16 protein-coding genes are annotated in these 12,887 nt (G+C 57.1%); 9 read left to right on the top strand and 7 right to left on the bottom strand.

Going from position 1 to position 12,887, the window contains the following annotated elements; all coding sequences use genetic code 11:
* The first annotated feature begins 63 nt into the window (after positions 1-63).
* From gspF to gspK, 9 genes are all read left to right on the top strand, one after another.
* Entirely contained in the window at positions 64-1,302 is a 1,239-nt protein-coding gene (gene gspF, locus P0120_12390; GenBank protein MDF0675117.1) for a type II secretion system inner membrane protein GspF, read from the top strand.
* Positions 1,303-1,334: 32 nt separating this feature from the next.
* Positions 1,335-1,898 carry a type II secretion system major pseudopilin GspG gene (gene gspG, locus P0120_12385; GenBank protein MDF0675116.1) on the top strand — a complete coding sequence of 188 codons (564 nt, stop codon included), beginning with the start codon at positions 1,335-1,337 and terminating at the stop codon, positions 1,896-1,898.
* Between the two features lie 7 nt (positions 1,899-1,905).
* Complete coding sequence (locus P0120_12380; protein ID MDF0675115.1) at positions 1,906-2,610, top strand: prepilin-type N-terminal cleavage/methylation domain-containing protein; 705 nt, start codon at positions 1,906-1,908, stop codon at positions 2,608-2,610.
* 6 nt (positions 2,611-2,616) lie between these two features.
* A complete protein-coding gene (locus tag P0120_12375) occupies positions 2,617-3,054 on the top strand; it encodes a prepilin-type N-terminal cleavage/methylation domain-containing protein (GenBank protein ID MDF0675114.1) in 438 nt (145 codons plus the stop codon).
* On the top strand, positions 3,026-3,649 hold the full coding sequence (locus P0120_12370) for a type II secretion system protein GspJ (GenBank protein ID MDF0675113.1): 624 nt from the start codon (positions 3,026-3,028) through the stop codon (positions 3,647-3,649). Before P0120_12375 ends, P0120_12370 begins: the two co-directional genes overlap by 29 nt.
* Positions 3,625-4,530: a type II secretion system protein GspN gene (gspN, locus tag P0120_12365; protein MDF0675112.1), complete on the top strand. Its 906-nt coding sequence runs from the start codon at positions 3,625-3,627 to the stop codon at positions 4,528-4,530. The genes P0120_12370 and gspN overlap by 25 nt, the downstream gene beginning before the upstream one ends.
* 178 nt (positions 4,531-4,708) lie before the next feature.
* The gene (pilM, locus tag P0120_12360) at positions 4,709-6,292 is read left to right on the top strand and encodes a pilus assembly protein PilM (protein ID MDF0675111.1); all 1,584 of its coding nucleotides are present in this window, start codon (positions 4,709-4,711) and stop codon (positions 6,290-6,292) included.
* On the top strand, positions 6,289-6,837 hold the full coding sequence (gspM, locus tag P0120_12355; protein MDF0675110.1) for a type II secretion system protein GspM: 549 nt from the start codon (positions 6,289-6,291) through the stop codon (positions 6,835-6,837). Before pilM ends, gspM begins: the two co-directional genes overlap by 4 nt.
* Entirely contained in the window at positions 6,824-7,768 is a 945-nt protein-coding gene (gene gspK, locus P0120_12350; protein MDF0675109.1) for a type II secretion system minor pseudopilin GspK, read from the top strand. Before gspM ends, gspK begins: the two co-directional genes overlap by 14 nt.
* Positions 7,769-7,825: 57 nt before the next feature.
* On the opposite strand, the gene P0120_12345 is transcribed toward gspK, so the two are convergent.
* The 7 genes from P0120_12345 to cheD all read right to left on the bottom strand — a co-directional run bounded on the left by P0120_12345 (position 7,826) and on the right by cheD (position 12,885).
* Positions 7,826-8,725: a response regulator gene (locus P0120_12345; GenBank protein ID MDF0675108.1), complete on the bottom strand. Its 900-nt coding sequence runs from the start codon at positions 8,723-8,725 to the stop codon at positions 7,826-7,828.
* Positions 8,722-9,081, bottom strand: a complete 360-nt coding sequence (locus P0120_12340; GenBank protein MDF0675107.1) for an Hpt domain-containing protein — start codon at positions 9,079-9,081, stop codon at positions 8,722-8,724. Before P0120_12340 ends, P0120_12345 begins: the two co-directional genes overlap by 4 nt.
* Positions 9,082-9,104: 23 nt before the next feature.
* The gene (locus P0120_12335) at positions 9,105-10,313 is read right to left on the bottom strand and encodes a SpoIIE family protein phosphatase (protein ID MDF0675106.1); all 1,209 of its coding nucleotides are present in this window, start codon (positions 10,311-10,313) and stop codon (positions 9,105-9,107) included.
* A 69-nt stretch (positions 10,314-10,382) separates the two neighbouring features.
* Positions 10,383-10,733, bottom strand: coding sequence for an STAS domain-containing protein (locus P0120_12330; protein ID MDF0675105.1), 351 nt, complete (start codon positions 10,731-10,733; stop codon positions 10,383-10,385).
* Between the two features lie 47 nt (positions 10,734-10,780).
* On the bottom strand, positions 10,781-11,119 hold the full coding sequence (locus tag P0120_12325; protein ID MDF0675104.1) for an STAS domain-containing protein: 339 nt from the start codon (positions 11,117-11,119) through the stop codon (positions 10,781-10,783).
* A 16-nt stretch (positions 11,120-11,135) separates the two neighbouring features.
* Entirely contained in the window at positions 11,136-12,200 is a 1,065-nt protein-coding gene (locus P0120_12320; GenBank protein MDF0675103.1) for a chemotaxis response regulator protein-glutamate methylesterase, read from the bottom strand.
* A gap of 73 nt (positions 12,201-12,273) precedes the next feature.
* Positions 12,274-12,885, bottom strand: a complete 612-nt coding sequence (cheD, locus tag P0120_12315) for a chemoreceptor glutamine deamidase CheD (GenBank protein MDF0675102.1) — start codon at positions 12,883-12,885, stop codon at positions 12,274-12,276.
* Between the last annotated feature and the right edge of the window lie 2 nt (positions 12,886-12,887).

Raw genomic sequence — 12,887 nt, 5'->3', positions numbered from 1 at the left:
GGTTCGAGCTTGGACTGTCCGGCACCGGTCGCCCAAGCCCGATGCGTCCGGAGTCTGCTGATCATGCCGGTCTATCAATACCAGGGCTACCGGAGCGATGGCGGATCCACGACAGGGATCATCGACGCGGAGAACGTCAAAGTCGCCCGACTCAAACTGAGGAAAGAAGGCGTCTATCCGACCGATGTCGTCGAGCAAGGCCAAGCGCCGAGTCGAACGCGAGACAAACCTCACGGCCGCACCGAACGATCCATCGGTCGATCGGCCACCTTCACCGCAAACGATCTGGCCCTGATGACCAGACAGTTTGCGACACTGCTCGTGGCCGGACTCCCGTTGATCGAAGCCCTCGGCGTCTTGGTGGACCAAGCGGAGAAGAAATCCATCAAGGGTCTGCTGGCCGATCTCCGGGAACAAATCCGTGGAGGTAAAGCCTTGAGTGCTGTCTTGGAGACCTACGAAAAGGACTTTTCTCCCATCTATGTGCATATGGTACGGGCCGGTGAGGCCAGTGGAGCGCTGGATCAGATCTTGTTCCGACTCGCGGAGTTCTTGGAGAAACAGCTCGCCCTGAGAAACAAGGTCACCAATGCGATGCTCTACCCCATTATCATGCTCGTGATCGGATCGGTCATCCTTTTTTTCCTCATTACGTTTGTCGTCCCCAAGATTACGCTCGTGTTTGCTCAACAGAAACAAGCACTGCCATGGCCGACGGTTGCCTTGATGTCGGTCAGCCAGTTCTTTGCAGACTATTGGATGCTATTGATGGGGCTCATACTCGGAGGCCTCTATGCGACGCGGCGCTTCGTCCGGACCGGCGCCGGTCGGATGATGGCGGACCGGTTGATCCTAAAATTTCCATTGATCGGAGACGTCGCGCGAATGGTGTCGATTTCCAGGCTCACCAGCACCCTGTCTACGATGTTGGCCAGCGGAGTGCAATTGCTCGACGCGATGGATGTCTCGAAGCGTGTCATGAACAATAGGGTCCTTGAAGAAACGGTCGAAACAGCACGGCAGAACATCCGCGAGGGGGAGACGATCGCCGATCCGTTAAAACGGAGCGGCGAATTTCCGGCCTTGGTCACCCATATGATCGCCGTCGGTGAAAAAAGCGGTGAAATGGAGGAGATGTTGCGCCGCGTAAGTCAAATATACGACGGCGAAGTGGAGCGGGTCATCGCCCGCTTGACCTCGCTCATGGAGCCGATCATGATCCTGGCCATGGGTGCCGTCGTCCTCTTCATCGTCGTCGCGATCCTGTTACCCATCTTCGAGATGGGGCAGATGGTCCATTGAGGAGACGATCCGAAACACGGGAGAGAAAGAGCGTGAAACGAGATAAAGGGGGACTCACGATGACTGATCCGGAAAAGCAGTGCCCGTCTACCACACACATCGGTGAAACCAATCGACTGCTTCGCTTCGTCGCCTGCCTAAGCCAGCGGACATCGGCACACTCCGCCGGCTTTACATTCATCGAGATCATGGTCGTCGTGGCTATTTTGGCCATTCTCGCGGCCCTGGTCGTCCCGCGCATCATGGGCAGAACGGATGATGCCAAGCGCACGGCGGCCAAAGTCCAGATTCGAAACATCGAGGGAGCGCTGCAACTCTACAAATTGGATAACGGTGTCTATCCCACCACAGAACAGGGCCTCAAGGCGCTCATTGAAAAGCCATCCGTCGGTGTGGTCCCGAAGAAATGGAAAATCGGAGGATACCTCCCCAAACTTCCCGAAGATCCTTGGGGAAATCCGTACAAGTATCTTAGCCCGGTCCAAAAAGGAGAGTACAAAGTGGAATATGAGGTCACCTCTCTCGGGACGGACGGCGAGGTTGGCGGGGAAGGCGTGAACGCCGATATCACCAATTGGAATCTCGACAAAGAATAGGAAGTCAATGGGTACCGGCTACCGAACATCGAGCATCGAGCATTCGGGTCAAGCGCGATGGCCGCTTTCCTCTCACGCCTTGCGCCTTACCCCTTACCCCCCGCCCCTCACCCCTCACCCCTTACCCGCTTCAGCAGGCTTCACCATCCTGGAAATGCTGATCGTCCTGTTTCTCTTGACCATGGTCGTGGTGGTCGTTTTCCCTCGGTTCAGTCTCGACGAAGATCTGAGCTCCACAGGACGGAAACTGGTCGGTGTCCTTCGAACCTTTCAAGGACTGGCGACCACAAGCCAACAACCCCTGAAGCTCTACCTCGATTTGGATCAGGGAACCTACTGGATGATGATGGTGGAGGGGAAAGAAGAACGGCTTCCGCTCGATCCCGGCTGGAAGACACCTCGTTCGCTGCCTGAATCGATTCGATTGACGGAAGTCTCCGTCGGACAAGACAAACATTTTTCCGGACGAGTCGATGTATCCTTCTTCGCCAACGGGCGGATCGAGCCGGTCACGATGTACCTGATGGATGCGAAAAATAATCTCCTGGGGCTGGCGGTCGATTCTTTGACGGGAGGAATTCGGGTCAGCGACGAACGTCTCGACCCTCCTCCGAACCAGATCATCCCCGACCGGGTCCGACCTCTGTTGAAGCCGACCAAGCAAGCAGGAGCAGGAGCGCCGCCGAGAGGGTTGTTTCCAACTCAACAGTAGATCGCGATGGACCAAGTTAGAGACCGAACCAAGTCCGATGAAAGCGGATTCACGTTGCTCGAAGTGCTGCTGGCCATCGCCTTGCTGGCCATCGCACTCCCGATTCTCCTTGGCCTCAGAAATTTCGACCTGGAGCTCCAAGAGAGAGCATCCGAACTGACCGCCGCCACGCTGTTGGCCCAAGAGAAACTCCTCGAAACCGAGCTCTCGGGACAGTATGCCATCGGGGAAAACACCGGAGAATTTCTCAACATCCCGCTTGGGGCACAAATGACCATGCAAACAGTCCCGAGAGCGGTCGGGTACAAATGGAAGCGTACGATCGCACCCACCCCGCTGGAGCTGATTCGAGAGATTCGGATCAAGGTCTCGTGGCTGCGGGGAGAACTGGAAGAAGCGGTAGAGGTCAGCACGTATGTCTTTGCCGGACGTCTCACTTTTTAAATCCCAAGCGGGCTTTACGCTCGTCGAAGTCTTGGTGGCCGTAGCCTTGTTGGGCATGGTCGGCGCCATGGTCTTTGGGTCGCTCGTCATGACAACGAACGCCGTGGAAGCCGGACGAGACCATGCGGCAAAGGAACAAGCGATCAGAAGAATTTTGCGTCTCATGGCCGAGGAAGTCTCCCTCAGCAAACGCAACACCATGTACCCTTGGGTGGGAACGAACGGGACGCAAGACGGGCAACCGGCCGACATCCTGGCCATCCTGGCGATGAGTCAAGAATTGAGCACTTCGGCCGCCAAGGAAAGCGAAACCGTTCGCGTGGTCTATACGCGTGAACGTGATCGGCTGATTCGGTTCGTCCGCCGGAATCTCTATACGGTCACCGATACCAATGAGTCGCTGGATCAGATGGAACTGGCCGATCGAGTCCAGGCCTTCAATATCCGCTATTACGACGACCAGAACCGGATCTGGATCGACGAATGGCCGGCGGTCACCAAAATCCCCAAGGCTTTGTTAATCGAAGTGACGTTTCAATACCCCGACGCCGACCCCTGGACGGTACGGGAATGGGTGACAATCGGCACATCATGACCATCAAATGGCCCGAAGCATGGCGAGAGATCCTAGCTTGGACGGTAGCAGGAATCACCATCTTGGTGTTGTCCTTGGTGGCGACCTTTCCGTACGGCCTGCTCCAGGCGCGGGTGGTTGCAGAACTCATGAGAGCGACCGGCATGGAAATCCGAGTTGCCGATTGGACCGTGAGGCTTCCGTTAGGCCTTGAATGGCGGAACGTTACCTTGACTCAACAGAACTGGACCCCCATCCAATTGGCGGTGCTGGAGGCCAAACTCGGAGTCATGAAAGCGTTGAGCGGCACGCTTGGGCTCGATGTCGTTGCAAAGCTGAATGAGACCTCTTCCCCGACAGGTCTCGCCAAAGGCACCGTCACCACCTCGTCCCTTTCCTTGGCGGGCCCCGTCACGATCAAGGGGCAGGTTCAACAAGTGGATCTTTCCAAATTGCTCCGTCGCTACGTCACGCACGGCACGCTCAACGGAGATTTTTCCCATCGAGTCGACTCCGGCCAGACGACCGTCACCACGATGAAGGGGGAAGGCATGTGGACGGCCGAGGCGACAGACTTGGTGATCGATCAGATTCCCCTTGGAAACGGACGAACCCTGTCGCTCACTTTCAGCAAGGTTTCGGCAGGACTCGCGTGCCGAGACCTCCGCTGCGACGTCACGCAACTGAAGGGAGAAGGCATCGATTGCCTCTTTACGAGCGAAGGACACATCACCATCCAGCAACCAATGCAACAGAGCCAATTGAATCTCACGGTGACGGTCATCCCAGGCCCTGGATTTGCTTCGAAGGCTGGAGCACTGGGCTTTCCCTCGCTACCTCCGGGAACACCCATGACCGTCAAGATTGTAGGAACCTTGGCACAGGCGAGGATTGCATTGTAAAGTACGGGCGGAGCAGTCGTAAGGAGTTTTCCGCTTGAAACGTAAGAAAGTGGGAAAGTTCACAAGTGCGGGTTTTAGGAGTCTTCTCAACTTGCAACTTTCAAACTTGCCGACTTGTAACCTGAAACTCGAACCTTCGGACCGGTCAAGCCAGAATGCGGAATAGCAGGACGACTTCATGGCCATCGTAAACGAATGTGTCGGGCTGGACATCGGACAAACGGGCTTGAAGGCCGTGCGTTTCCGCCGCCGCCTGAGCGGGCGCGAAACCATCGATTACTTCCAACATCCCATGCCGTTTTCCCGCCCCGAGGACCTCGATCCGGCTCGACGTGTGAAGTCGCTGCGTGGATTCCTCTGGCAAAACGGACTCTATGGCACAGACCGGTTGGTGACCGCGATTCCTTGCCAGGACCTTTTCGTCAGAACTTTGTCCTTTCCCTTCAAGGATTCAACCAAGCTCGCCCAAGTCGTCCCTTTTGAAGTCGAGAATCTCGTTCCGATGCCGCTCGAAGACCTTGCGGTCGGAAGCCTGGTGTTGCCGCCGGGACCCACGGCGGAAGGCACGCTCCGCGAGAGTAAGGGTTCGGAAGTCCTGGTCACAGCCGCACCAAGAGACAAGGTCGCGGAGCATCTCCGGTTTCTGGCCCAAGCCGATGTGGAGCCCTCGGCAATCAATGTCGATGCCATGGCCCTCTTCTCCGTGACTCAATACCTTCGAGAAGAAGGAGCGGCCGTCCCGCAAGACCTGGCCATCATCGACGTCGGAGCATCGAAGACGACGCTCTGCCTCGTGCAGGGAGGACGTCCCCTGGTCCTTCGGACGATTCTGTGGGGCGGCAACGATCTGACGCATGCCTTGGCCGTCCGGCACGCCTGTAGTTTCGCAGACGCAGAACGTCGGAAGCGCACGATGGCCGTGGATCAGGTGGACAGTCTGTTGGAACCGATCCTAAAGGAACTCCGCATCACCTTGCAGGCCCATCTGGGAAACGAGCGCAGCCGCTTGACGCACTGTTGGGTATGCGGAGGGGGGGCCAAGCTGCAAGAGATCGGCGAGTATATCTCCCGACAATTGGGACTCTACCCGGTGGGACCTCGGCAGGGGTTCGGAGCTGAAACCCCACGGGCATTTTCCATCGCGTTCGGCTTGGCGATTCACCCAAAGATCATCCGGCCGCGATGGCGATTCACATCGTCTCCCATGGAGCTCGCGCTCGACCTCAAAGGCGTGGCCGACGCCGCCTCGTCGGACCGCGGCACGACCAAACAAGACCGCCGCCTGGCGATCGCCGCCGGTCTAGTCATTGCCGTCCTGGTGATCATAGATTTCTCGATTCACTTCATGCTACACAGCCAGCGGGTCGCTCGGCTCAAAACTGCGCTGCACAGCCAGTATGAGCAATTCTTCGGAGCGGGTGCCGCTCCCGGGGAAGAGCTCGATCAAGCGCAGTACCGCATCGGAGTCCTGGACAAAGCCCTCGGCGTCGTCGATACCGCCGACGGCAACGTGTTGCGCACACTCTCGACCTTCGTGAAACAACTCCCGCCTGGAACAATGGTGAAGGTGCGCGAGCTGACCGTAGACGGAGCAGCCATTCTCATGGAGGGTGAGACCACCTCCTTCGACGCCGTGGAACGACTCAAACAAACTTTCGCATCAAGCCCCCAATTGAAGGATGTCGCGGTGACGGAAACCCGAGTGGGCGCAGGCCCCAATCAAGTCGTGTTTCGAATTACCGTCACGGTGGAGAAATCATGACGCAGGGTTTCCGGGAACGTTGGCGCCAGATGTCGCAGCGTGAACGCATCCTCGTTCTGGCGGGCGGGATCGTGTTTGGTCTCAGTCTCCTCTTTGTCCTGATCGTCGACCCTCTGTTGGACACCCTGGATCGCCTCGATCGCCAGGAGGTGCGGAAGCAGAAAGACCTGGCCGAATTGGCGACGTTGGGTCAAGCGTATCTCGTCAAACGGGACCGCTTGGCAAAAACCGAAAGCCGCATGCCGGGAGCCGACAGCCATTTCTCCCTGCTGACGTTCATGGAGGAAGCGGCCACCACCGCCCATGTGCGCGAACGCATCACCGGCATGCAGCCTCACCAACAATCGTTGGCACAAGGCTACGAGGAAACAGCCGTCGATCTCCGATTGGATGGCATCCAATTGCCCGACTTGTTGGCATTGCTCGTGGCCATCGATCAAGCCCCGTATGATGTTCACGTTCGCCATCTGCAGATCCGCCCGAAATTCGATAATCCGGTCAATATCGACGCTACCGTTCGGGTCTTGAGTTATGCCAAGAGCTGACGAACGAGGCATCGCACTGCTCTTGGCACTCCTGGTTCTGACGATCCTTACCGCCCTTATCCTTGAGTTCGATGCGGAAGCACGCCGTGAATATCGAGCCGCAGCCGCCTTTCGGGACGATTATAAGGCAGGCATGTTGACCCGCGCCGCTGTACAGGCTGCTCGAGCCGTACTGCTGCAGGACCTCTTGCGTGAAAAGATGACGGGGCAGAAATACGACGGGCCGACCGATATCTGGGCCATGCCGATCAAGAATTATGCGATCGGAGACGGGTTTCTGACCGCGCAGATCCAGGATGAGACGGGGAAATTCAATTTGAACGACCTCGCGTCGACGTCGGGAGGTGACATTGCACAGAAGAAGAAGATCCTTCGAGCCAAACGATTATTCGAACTGCTCAGGGTCAGCCCAAATCTGGTCGATGCTCTCATCGATTGGATGGATCAGGATGAAGTGCCCCAGCCAGCCGGTGCCGAGAGCCTCTACTACCAATCGTTGAGACCGCCTTATCGGTCCCCGAATAGCCCGTTACCCGGGCTGGGAGATCTGCGGCTCATCAAGGGGTTCACGCCGGAGATCATCGAGCGGATCTCTCCCTATGTGACGGTCTTTCCACAAGAAGGAGGAATCCCGATGAATGTCAACACCGCTGATCCCATCGTCCTTCAGACGCTGGATCCGAGCGTCACCCAATCCGTCGCACTGGAGATCGTCCAAGGACGCCCCTACAAGACGAAAGTGGAACTCGATCGAGTCGGGAGCTTCCAAGAGATCGGTCGGACACTAAGAAGCGATTACGATATCAAATCGGACTATTTCTCCGCGCGCCTTACCGTCACCGTGAATGAAACGACCAAAACCGCATTGGCCATACTGAAGCGAGATGCCGGCAAGGGGGAGAGCACTGTCGAATACCTGCGGCTGCTCTAATGACACAAGACGAGTTTCGGGCTCTGTGCTTTCACCATGAACCCGGAAACCGGAAATCTAATCGAGCGACACCGTGATCGTCACCTCATTGCCCCGCTCGTTGTACGCCAAGCAGGGAAAGAACGATCGGGCCAAAAAGATCCCCCGCCCGTTCGTGTCTTCCGCCTCACAGAGCTCTTGGGATCGCGTGAGCAGGCTCCGCCATTTGAAGCCCTTGCCCTCATCGGTGATCCGGTACGCCAGACTGTTTGCATCCTTATCGTGAAGCACATGCATGATCACCCGACGATCTCTCAGCCGAGTTTGAGCGAGTCGGTGAGCCAGCAATTGCTCATAGCGGCCGTCTGCGAGAGCTTCCTGCTTTTCCCGGTAGACGATCTCGAGATTCCCATGTTCAACAGCGTTAAAGAGCAATTCTTGTAGCGCTCCGCGAAGGTGCAGCCGTCGGATAGGAGGCAGGGTCGAGGCCGTCGTCTTGATCAGCCAGGAGATCACCCCTGGGATATGGGTCGGGTCGGAATCGACGGTCAGTCGATATTCTGATCGATAGAGTCCCGGAATATCCGCGAGGTCTCCGGGCAGGAGATGCCGAGCGCGCTGCAACGCATGCGCCAGCTCTTCTTCGGTCACGGGCTTGTGCAAATAGTCGGCGGCTCCGACCCGAAGTGCCTGTACGATCATCGGTTCCGGTGCATCCTCCGCCATGACGATCACCGGACAGAGTTCATGCCTGGCCTTGAGCTCCTTGAGCAAGGTCAGGCCCGTTGCCTCAGGAAGAAACAGGTCGGTGATCACAATATCCGGTGCCGCCATGTCGATCGTGGTCAACGCGGTGGTCGGATCGGACGCCGCAACGACAGAAAACCCTCTACCTTGCAACTGTTCTGCAATACGCGCCTGAGTATCCGGACAGGGATCGATCACCAAGAGATGCTCAGACGTCGTGGGTATGTTCATGCGGCAATTCCTTTGTCGCGCACCTGACAGAGTGCAGCCAGAAGACGTTGGAACTCCTGCTCCAACGTGGCATAGAGCCGCCCCCCCTGCGCCAGATTGTCTACTTTCGCCGACTCTTCCAATTCTTTGCAGGCTTGAAGGGCGGCGGGAGCGCAAAACTGTAATATAGCGCCCTTCAAGCGGTGACTGGATCGCGCCACACCCGCAGCATTCCCGGCGCTGAGAGCCGCCTGAGCTTCCGCCAAGTCCTTCGGACCATGCTCCATGAACAATTCGATCATCAGCTGGAGCGTCTCTCGATCGTCATCCAAACGAGCGAGGGCTTCATCCAGGTTGAAGATTGAGTGTAGGTTCATGGGTTCCACTCCCATTGAAGCGGTCACACGGCTATTTCCACACCCATCAACGCAACATCATCTGGAAATTGTTCATGCCCCTGCCATCGAATGGCCTCCGCGATGGTCCCTGACACCACCTCGGCCAGGGGTTGTTCACCCAACCCGCGAATCGTCTCGTCTAAGCGCGCTTGCCCCCATAGTTCGCCGGACGGATCCGGCACTTCGTAGAGACCGTCGCTGAGCAGATACAGACGGTCACCAGGGGTGATCGGAAGCTCCGCCGCGACGTAGGTTGTCGAGCTATCGAAACCAAGCGGCAAATTCGGTTGGGCCATCCAACAAGTCCCGCCAGACCGGCGATGAAGGAGCACCCCGTTGTGGCCGGCTGTCGCGTAAGACAGTGTACGGCACCGGAGGTCGAGGCTCGCGAACACGATCGTGAAGTAATGTCCATTTTCTGTGAGAGGGAATTGTTTATTCGCTTCCGTCAGGACGGCACCCGGGTCATTCGAGCCGACATGGTGCAGCAAGCTGTCTCTTCGCAGGAAGGTTGAAATTGAGGCTGATCGTAAGGCCGGCGAAACACCGTGGCCGGACGCATCCAGCAGATATAGCCCCAAGAAGTCGTCGCTCCATTGAACGATGTTGAAGAGATCCCCGCCCAAGGTGAGAGAAGGCCGATAGGCGCGAACCATCTGCACACCGGGAACAACTGTCCCCGAGGCTGGGAGCAGCGTTTCGACATAGCGGGCAGCGGACTGAAGTTCCCGTTCAAGCGCCTCCTGCTTTGTCCGAATTTCCTCCGTCACATCCTCAAGCCTTCGGATCAAGGTCGCCGTGCGCATGCCCGCCTGAACACGTGCCGTGATTTCGTACTTGCTGGCGGCCTTGCTGAGAAAATCGTCGGCGCCTCGCGCCAGTCCTTCGGCGATCTGCTCCGGCTGGTCGTGGCTGGTCATCATGAGGATTTGACTCGACAGCAGCTCAGGATCTCGACGAACCAGTTCACAGAAGGATGGGCCATCCATTTCCGGCATCAGCCAATCCAAGATGGTCAGATCTGGTCGCTCGCGGCGGAGCACTTCCAACCCCGCCTTTCCGTCTCCGGCTTCGATCACCCGATACCCGAGCCGTTTGAGTCGAGCCGCCAACGCCACCCGTGCGGTAGGCTCATCGTCCACGACCAACACAGTTTGCGGTTCCGACGCTTCGGCATTTCGAGGAGTTGATACCTTCACTGGAATCGGCATCACACCTCCTGTGACGAGATGCGGCACGCATGGCGGATGTCTGTTCCGACGGGCGGTGTCACGGTTTGGCTACGCGGCTTGCTGATGTCCCGTCAACGCGTCCTGCTCGTTGTCGTAGACTGGGATCAACTTCTGAATATTCGCCAAGCTCATGATTTCCCTCACATAGCTCTGCGGCTTCAACATGCTCACTTTCCCTTGACTCAGTTTAAAATTCTGAGAGACGAGGGCCAGCAAGCCCAGTCCTGAACTGTCTACGAATCGGACCTCAGCCATGTTTAAAATCAGATGCCGGCAACCTTTCTGCCTGATGGCTTCGACCGCCGTCTTAAACTGTTCACGATTGGCATAGGTCAGATCACCCGCCATTTCGAGGATGACCCCGTTTGGAACGGGTCGTTCTTTTGTTTGCATCGTCATGAGCACCTCCTTCTTCGGATCAGTCGAGATCGGCTCGCATCGAGTTCTCACGAGCCCCGGGCTGCAACCGCCGCTTCCTCTGTAGGAAACACCGCCATCATCCTGTCGATGTTCGCCATCTCCAGAATCTGTCTCACCGTACCCTGCGGACCCACCAGGCTGAGTCGTCGTTCTGCCGCCATAAGTTGCTGGGACGTTAACGCCAACAGCCCGATCGCCGCGCTGTCGATATAGGTCGCCTCGTGCAGATTGACGATGAGGTGCCGGCTTTGGGATTCCTTAAACGCCATCACCGCAGTCGAAAAATCCTTGCGATTGCGGTAGGTGAACACCTCGTCAATGTGGATCACGGTGGCGTCGTGCAATACCCGTTGAGTAATCGGCATAGAGACTCCAGCGTCGTCAGCGTCCGACGTATGCAAGAATGGCTCCGGCAATGCCATCCAGCGGCAATACTTTGTCGACCGCGCCGGCCTTGATGGCCTCCTTCGGCATCCCGAACACGACGCAGCTCGCTTCATCTTGAGCGATCGTGAGGGCACCGGCCTGTTTCATCGTCAACATTTCTTTGGCGCCGTCGCCTCCCATCCCCGTCAGGATGATCCCGACGGCATTGCCCCCTGCGTGGCGGGCCACTGAAGCAAACATGACATCCACCGACGGCCGGTGGCGATTGACCGGGAGATCTTGATTGATCCGCACCGTGTACCGAGCCCCGCTTCTGACCAACGTCATATGGAAATTACCTGGAGCGATCAGGGCATGTCCCGGCAAGACACTGTCTCCGTCTTGCGCTTCTTTGACGGCAACCCGACAGAGACGGTTCAACCGGTCGGCCCATGTTTTCGTGAATCGTTCCGGCATATGTTGCGTAATCAGGATGGGTGGGGTATGCGGCGGGAGTCTTTCCAATATCTCCTTCACAGCCTCCGTTCCACCGGTAGAAGAACCAATGGCAATGATGGTATCGGTTGTTTTGATCATGGCGCTTCCGGAGGGGAGAGGTGAAGGATGAGAGGTGATGGATTTCTGCTCATCCCTCCCCCCTACCTCCTTGCCCCTTACCCGAGCTACTGCGGCGGCTTTGACCTTGGTGATGAGATCCTGGGCGATCTCCTCCATTCCTTCCCGAAGATCGATCTTCGGCTTGGCAATAAAATCCACCGCTCCGAGTTCAAGCGCGCGCAATGTCGTCTGGCAGCCGACCTCCGTCAGTGAACTCACCATCACCACCGGCATTGGGCGCCCACGCATCAGTTTCTCCAAAAATGTGAGTCCGTCCATCTTGGGCATTTCCACATCGAGAGTCAGCACGTCGGGGTTCAGCGCCTTAATCTTCTCCCTCGCAATGTAGGGATCCGGCGCCGAGCCGACGACCTCAATTTGAGGATCTTTCTCGAGCAACATGGCGAGCACTTGCCGCATCAATGCCGAGTCATCGACCGTCAAGACGCGAATCTTGTTCATCGATTCCTCATGACCGGTCACCGTTAGCCCATCCCCATGGATCGAGGATAGAGGCCGCTGGTTTCTTGTTCCATCAGAATAGCGTCACGTCTTCAACCGGCGCTTGTTCCTTTGATTGAATCTTTGCCGCATATTCGTGCTCGCGCTCGGCGATCGTGTGATTCTTCACGCGCTCAATCTTCTTCATGAGCACTCGCCCCGACTCGGTAAAGTAGTATATTTTCCGCGGAAAGATGTCCCCGAGGTCCGTCTTACAAGCGGTCAGTCCTTCCGCTTGGAGATAGTCCAGGACCCACTCTGCATTCCTGGCACCCACGTCGATGTTGCCCTCGTAAATTCGTCCTGCCCCGAATAACTTGATCTCCAGGCGACTCTTGTTCCCTCCGCGCTTGATAATGTCATTGATCAACGACTCCATCGCGTATGAGCCGTATCTGGTGGACTCGCCCCATGAGTCATTCTCCACCTCTTTTGGTTTCGGCAACATAAAATGGTTCATCCCACCGACACCGGCGACCGGATCACGAATGCAAGCCGACACGCAGGAACCCAGCACGGTATAGACAATCATGGGATCCGGGCTGACAAAGAATTCTCCAGGCAGGATCGCGGCAATTTCGTGCGGGAAACGACTGTCACGCATCCGCCGAATATGGACGAAGTGATCGGTCTGGATCAGCGCCATCG

This window comes from Nitrospira sp., assembly GCA_029194675.1.
Taxonomy (GTDB): domain Bacteria; phylum Nitrospirota; class Nitrospiria; order Nitrospirales; family Nitrospiraceae; genus Nitrospira_D.
Note: the sequence above shows the minus strand (reverse complement) of the source record. Positions and strands in the feature narration are given on the sequence as shown.